Source organism: Pseudorhodoplanes sp., from assembly GCF_035565855.1.
Lineage (GTDB): Bacteria > Pseudomonadota > Alphaproteobacteria > Rhizobiales > Xanthobacteraceae > Pseudorhodoplanes.
In genome coordinates this window covers 1-4,297 of the sequence record NZ_DATMRX010000052.1, presented here as the reverse complement: position 1 = coordinate 4,297, position 4,297 = coordinate 1, and the positions used below count along the sequence as shown (strand labels likewise).

At 64.3% G+C, this 4,297-nt stretch carries 4 protein-coding genes; 3 read left to right on the top strand and 1 reads right to left on the bottom strand.

Going from position 1 to position 4,297, the window contains the following annotated elements:
- The first annotated feature begins 43 nt into the window (after positions 1-43).
- Complete coding sequence (locus VN004_RS02940) at positions 44-484, top strand: DUF1489 family protein (protein ID WP_325606838.1); 441 nt, start codon at positions 44-46, stop codon at positions 482-484.
- A 900-nt stretch (positions 485-1,384) separates the two neighbouring features.
- Here the strand turns inward: VN004_RS02940 and VN004_RS02935 are convergent.
- On the bottom strand, positions 1,385-1,873 hold the full coding sequence (locus tag VN004_RS02935) for a GcrA family cell cycle regulator (RefSeq protein WP_325606836.1): 489 nt from the start codon (positions 1,871-1,873) through the stop codon (positions 1,385-1,387).
- 514 nt (positions 1,874-2,387) lie between these two features.
- Here VN004_RS02935 and VN004_RS02930 point away from each other — a divergent pair.
- Together VN004_RS02930 and VN004_RS02925 are read left to right on the top strand one after the other, a co-directional pair.
- Complete coding sequence (locus VN004_RS02930; protein WP_325606840.1) at positions 2,388-3,614, top strand: aspartate aminotransferase family protein; 1,227 nt, start codon at positions 2,388-2,390, stop codon at positions 3,612-3,614.
- Positions 3,611-4,297, top strand: a 687-nt coding sequence (locus VN004_RS02925) for an ornithine carbamoyltransferase (RefSeq protein ID WP_325606835.1), incomplete at its 3' end; no start/stop codon positions are given. The genes VN004_RS02930 and VN004_RS02925, both read left to right, overlap by 4 nt.

Genomic DNA, 4,297 nt, shown 5'->3' with positions numbered 1-4,297 from the left:
CGCCTGCGGAAGGCGCTTAACGCAATCGGGTTGGCTTAGCGCAATGCCCCTTCATCTCATCAAGCTGTCCGTCGGAACCGATTCCATCGCCGATCTGCAGGGCTGGATCGACGACAAGATCAAGGCGCAGAAGAAGCGCGGCGTGAAGAAGCCGGAGCGCATTCACACCACGCGCATGGTGCCCAAGCGCGCCGACGAACTGAAAGACGGCGGCTCGATCTACTGGGTGATCAAGGGCCAGATCATGTGCCGCGAGACGATCCTCGACATCCGGCCCTTCACCGACAAGGACGGCATCCATCGCTGCAAGCTGGTGCTCGATCCCAAATGCGTGCCCGTCGAGCCGCGGCCGCGCTCGGCCTTTCAGGGCTGGCGCTACCTCGACCCCAAGGAAGCGCCGCGCGATCTCACCAAGGCGGCCAAGGGCGCGCTCAACATGCCCGAGGAGATGCGCCGCGAGCTGATGCAGTTGGGGCTGCTGTAAAAATGAACGCTAAAACTCAGCGTCGCCCCCGCCAACGGGTCCGCGCAAAGCGCGGCCCGATGACAGGCTCCGGCGGGGACCCATAACCCCTGTGTTCGCGATGCGGATGACGCGGTGGCTATGGGTCCCGGGCCTCGCTACCGCTCGCCCGGGACGACAAGAGAGAATGGCGACCCCAGAAAATAGTCCTTGACTATTATCCTTACAATAGGATAACGTTGCTCTGTCCGATCCGGCCGGGGGCGCTGTCATGAGGCGTCTTGTCAGTGGGAAAGGATGCGGTGCCCGCGGGCCTGGGGATTACGCATCCCAGGCGCTCGGGCGGCGTCGGGGCTCCGCCCGGAGGCACTATGACCTCCCGCGAGGAGCTCGCTGATGGTGCGCGCTACCCATCGCAAGATGGATCAGCCGCCAGAAGCGCGGCCCGGCGTCGTAACGACACCGCGATGGAGCGCCGCGGGGCGCAGGCCTTCTCCGATCGCAAGGAGGGGCCGTGCACCGCAAGGTGCACACTTTGGGCGCTTCGCGGCGCTCCATTCCCTCGGCATGTCCGGAGGGGAAAGGGAATACGGCGTGACCCGCGCCGCCTAAAGAACAGGGCCAGCAGAGCGTTGGCTGTTTGATAACGGGCTGTTTGAAAATTGAATTGGTCTTCGTCGTCCCCGCCAACGGGTCCGCGCAAAGCGCGGCCCGATGACAGGCTCCGGCGGGGACCCATAACCCCAGTGCCCGCAATTCGGATCGCGCAGTGGCTATGGGTCCCGGGTCTCGCTGCGCTCGCCCGGGACGACCGAAGTGGGGTTTTGCATGCGCGCTTCAGCCTCCCCACGAGCGGGAGGGTGAAGAAACAAAAAAGCCGGAGCATTTGCCCCGGCTTCGTCATTCCCGATCGCGGACCGCTCAGCTACGAAACGCCGGTTTGGCGCGGCGGCGATCATTGGCCGGCTGATAGGCGACGCGGCAGTGGAAGCTGCAGTAAGGCTGATCCTCGGCGCTCTCGCCGCCACAGAAAAAGAAATCCGGGCCCGACGGGTCACCCACAGGCCAGTGACAGGTGCGCTCGCTGAGCTGCAGCAAGGTCTTGCGCTGCTCGACCGGAATCTCGAGCAGTTCCGGTTCCGGCTCGGCCTCGTAGTCGTAAGCGAGGGCGGTGTTGCCGCGAACCTGCGGCCGCTGCACCCGGATCATGTGGCCGGAGGTGCGCGCTTTGCGCGGTCGCGGCGCCGTGGTCGAGGGGCTCTTGGCGCGGCCCGACAGGCCGAGGCGGTGCACCTTGCCGATCACCGCATTGCGGGTGATGCCACCGAGCTCGGCTGCGATCTGGCTGGCCGAGAGGCCATCCGACCATAGCTTTTTCAAGAGTTCGACCCTCTCGTCGGTCCAGCTCATTGGGCGTTCCCCTCGGCGTCCAGGTCTCAGATAGAATCCATCCCCCTCGTCCGACACGGGTTTTCGTGCCCGAACGTGTTACGCTTCAGGGATGAACCAGAATTTGGTGGCGACACGCACGATATGTCGTAGCGCCTGACCAAAAAACTACACTATGGGTTGACTCTCTCGCAAGCTTTTGCAACCGGCCAAAGACCATCTACCAACAGGTTTTCCTTTAGAATCCGCAGTTGCGGTGAAATTGAGTCGGCCGAATCGGTTCCGTCGTTCGGTTGACTTGGGGCCGACCTGGCCTAAAATGTCTCAAGTGCCGCCCGGCGAGGCGGCACGTTTCGTTTCGGGCGCCGCCAGCCGGGAAAACGCTCTCGTCCAAGGATCGCGGCCTGCGGGCCGACCGACGGCAGAGTCTTCGGCGAAGACATTGAACCGCCTCGGCAATTGTCCGGGGGCGGTCTCGTTTTCCCGTTCGGTCCGCGTCCGGCGTCGTAATTTTCGTTTTGTCAAAGACAAGAGACTGGCCGTGAGCTCGCATCTGTTGCCGACCTATGCCCGTGCCGACCTCGCTTTCGAGCGGGGCGAAGGTGTTTGGCTGACCGCGACGGACGGCCGCCGCTATCTAGACTTCACCTCCGGCGTCGCCGTCAACGCGCTCGGTCATGCACATCCGCACATGGTGGAGGCGATTACCGCGCAGGCGCAAAAGCTCTGGCACACCTCGAACCTGTACCGCATTCCGGAAGGCGAGCGGCTCGCCGAGCGGCTCTGCAATCTGTCCTTCGCCGACTACGTGTTCTTCCAGAACTCCGGCACCGAGGCGATGGAATGCTGCATCAAGATGGCGCGGAAATACCAGTACGCTTCCGGCAAGCCGGAGCGGAACCGCATCATCACCTTCGAAGGCGCGTTCCACGGCCGCACGCTGGCGGCGCTGTCGGCGACCGGCAACAAGAAGTATCTCGAGGGCTTTGGCCCCAACATGCCGGGCTTCGACCAGTTGCCGTTCGGTGACATCGAGACCGTGAAAAAGGCCGTGACGCCGGAGACCGCCGCGATCATCGCCGAGCCGGTGATGGGCGAGGGCGGCGTGCGCGTCGTTGCGCATGAATTTTTGCGCGCTCTTCGCAAACTGTGCGACGACAACGGCCTGCTGCTGATTTTCGACGAAGTGCAGACCGGCATCGGGCGCACCGGCGATCTGTTCGCCTATCAGCACACCGGCGTCACGCCGGACATCATGGGTCTCGCCAAGGCGCTCGGCGGCGGCTTCCCGATCGGGGCTTGTTTGGCCACCGCGGAAGCGGCCAAGGGCATGACGCCCGGCACGCATGGTTCCACGTTCGGCGGCAACCAGCTCGCCATGGCCGCGGCCAATGCCGTGCTCGACATCGTCGCCGACAAGGCGTTCCTCGATGACGTCAAGCGCAAGGGCCTTCTGTTCAAGCAGCGGCTCGCCGAGATCCGCGATCGTTTCCCGTCGGTGGTTGCCGAGGTGCGCGGCGAGGGCCTCTTGATCGGCCTGCGCATGGTGCCGCCGGTCGGCGAGATGGTCGATGAATTGCGCAACGAGGAGATGATCACCGTCGCCGCCGGCGACAATGTGGTGCGTCTCCTGCCGCCACTCATCATCAACGACGAGGAAATCGGCGAGGCTGTCCGGCGCATCGAGCGCGCCTGCGCCAAACTCGCCCAGGCTCATCCGCGGCAGGGCGATCCCGCTGCCAAGCAGGGGGCCGTGGCATGAGCGGCGATATCCGGCACTTCCTCGATCTCACCGACATCCCGAAGCCGACGCTGAAGGAGATGATCACGCACAGCCGCGCCATGAAGGAGCGGCAGAAGCGCGGCGAGGGCCCCAAGCCCCTCGAAGGCAAGACCCTGGCGATGATCTTCGACAAGCCGTCGACGCGCACGCGCGTGTCGTTCGATGTCGGCATGCGTCAGCTCGGCGGCGAAGCCATCATGCTGACGTCTCAGGAGATGCAACTCGGCCGCGGCGAAACCCTCGGCGATACCGCGCGCGTGCTGTCGCGCTTCGTCGACGCCATCATGATCCGCACGCTCGATCACGAGTCGGTGGCCGAGATCGCGAAGAATGCCACCGTGCCGGTGATCAACGGCCTGACGCGGCGCTCGCATCCCTGCCAGGTGCTGGCCGACGTCATGACCTTCGAGGAGCATCGCGGCCCGATCACCGGGCGCACCATCGCCTGGACCGGCGACGCCAACAATGTGCTGGCCTCGCTGATGCATGCCGCCGAGCGTTTCGATTTCGAACTGCGCGTGGCCTGTCCGGCGGAGTTGAAGCCGAAGAAGTGGCTGATGGATTGGGCCAAGTCGTCCGGCGCCAATATCAAGGTCGGCGACGATCCGGAAGCGGCCGTCAAGGATGCGGATTGCGTGTTCACCGACACCTGGGTCTCGATG

Excerpts from the sequence above, each read along its gene's own strand:
- VN004_RS02940 (WP_325606838.1), top strand. The coding sequence starts at position 44 with ATGCCCCTTCATCTCATCAAGCTGTCCGTCGGAACCGATTCCATCGCC.
- VN004_RS02935 (WP_325606836.1), bottom strand. The coding sequence starts at position 1,873 with ATGAGCTGGACCGACGAGAGGGTCGAACTCTTGAAAAAGCTATGGTCG.